The following is a 2,058-nucleotide window of genomic DNA, read 5'->3' as shown; positions in this document are numbered from 1 at the left end:
CCGGTGAATTGCTAAGCGGCTTGCTTAGCCCAAATCTCTCGCCGGATTTTCTCCAGCGTATTTTCCTGCTGTCTTTCGAGAGCTTGTTTGTCGGGATTCTTGGGACAGTGTTTGCCGTTGTTATCGGGATTGGTTTGGCGATGTTTGCCATCCGAATACCTGAATTACCCGATCCTCCAGGGCGCCAGGGGCGTCGTCAATCTTTTGTGGTTGCCACTGCCAGAACAGTGTCCCGTTTTACGCTGGGCTTTTTCCGGTCAATTCCCGAGATTGTGTGGGCGTACCTATTTGTGCAGATCCTCGGTCTCGGGCCGGGCGCGGCGGTACTGGCTATTGGCTTAACCGTGGGTGGTTCTATCGGAAAGCTCTACGCTGAACTCGCTGAGGCAGTAGATCGACAAATCATCGGTGGCCTGCGAGCTGCTGGCGTGGGGCGCTGGGGCATTTTAATGCATGGCATTTTGCCGCAGGTAAAGCGCCAATGGGTCGCTTATGCGCTCTTCCGGATGGAGTGCAACATCCGCACGGGCACAATTCTGGGTGTGGTCGGCGCGGGTGGTTTGGGTAGTGAAATTGCCTTGAGTATTCGCTATCTCGAATTCGATAAATTGGCTACCACACTCATCGCGGTGCTCATGTTTGTGATCGCACTCGAATGGGTAAGCGCTTATCTACGGCGTCACCCGGTTAAATGGTCATTGCTGTTTGCCGCTGTTGGCGGGATAGCCAGTTTTGCGTATCTCGATATTCCCTGGATGGATTTGCTAACAGGAAATTGGAGCAATTTGCCGGGCACTACCGAGTTTGATCTCAGTGCCGAATTTCTCGGTAAAACCGCCACGCTGGTATGGCAAACCTTATTGATGGCATGGATCGCCACGCTGCTGGCCGCCGTCTTCGCATTCTTCCTTGCTCCGCTATCCACTAGATCACTAGTAACGGGTAGCTACCTGAGTCAAACCTACGGTAAGCGTGGGCTTTCGCTGTGGATGTCGCGTTTGCTGCAAAGCGGTTCGCAATTTTTCTTGCAAGTCACGCGCGCGATGCCGGAGCTGACGCTGGCGTTGGTTTTTGTTGTCTGGGTTGGGCCCGGTGCGCTGGCCGGGATTCTTGCGATTGCAGTGCACAATATTGGCGTATTGGGTCGCCTCTACACCGATGTTTATGAGGAGGTAGAACCCGGACCCGCCAAGGCGATGCAAGCGAGCGGTGCCAGTGGTTTATCAACCTGGTTGTACGCCTTACTACCCCAGGTTAGTCCGCGTGTACTGGCGTTTACGCTTTACCGGTTTGAGGTCAATGTGAGGGCAACAGCGACGGTCGGGTTCGTGGGCGCGGGTGGTATTGGTGACTCGCTCTACACATCCATCAGTTTGTTTCACATCAGTGATCTTGTGGTGTTGCTGGTGGTAATGGTTGCAGTTGTCACGCTAGTGGATCAAGTCGGCGACCGCATGCGCAAGCGTATCCTCAATGGCCCTTCATGCGAGCCGCCTTTAGCGCAACGGTTGGCAAACTTGTTTTCACGCACGAGCGGCGCGCCGCTGACATCACCAATGACAAGCGATATTCCAAAACTGGAAGTGGCCCAGCTTTGTTGTCGTTGTGGTGCTGCGCCTGCATTCAGTGTTATTCGCCCGGTCTCACTCTCATCCCAGGGATTAACATTTATTTCCGACAAGTTTCTACCCACTGGATTGATGGTGCAGCTTGTCGTGGTGTATCCCGATGGAAAATTATCGTCTGTGATAAGTGCCAGAGCATGTCCTTCCGTCTCACCGGCCCACAGCATTGACAGTAAAACTATAAAAAATTATCTCAGCTTTATTGAACCAGCACCGGATTTTCTATCGGCGATGATTGTTATTGCGCAGCGAGATGCCGCGTATTTTATTGACGATAGTGAGTGCTCTACTCACGAAAAAAATGCACGCGGTAATGCATCTATTTCTAACCAACTGGATAGCACTATCGCATAAAAGGATTAACCCAACCCTCTCCATTAACCCTTAACAAAAGGAATCTTTATGAAAACCCTTTCTTCAATGTGTAAACCCT

Annotated in this window: 1 protein-coding gene; it reads left to right on the top strand. The window is 51.9% G+C overall.

Annotation, left to right across the window (positions count from 1 at the left end; all coding sequences use genetic code 11):
- The coding region (locus tag ACWA6V_RS20950; protein WP_449524301.1) for a PhnE/PtxC family ABC transporter permease at positions 1-1,979 on the top strand (1,979 nt) is incomplete at its 5' end.
- Between the last annotated feature and the right edge of the window lie 79 nt (positions 1,980-2,058).

The organism is Cellvibrio sp. (assembly GCF_053579595.1).
This window is presented reverse-complemented; position numbering and strand designations above follow the sequence as displayed.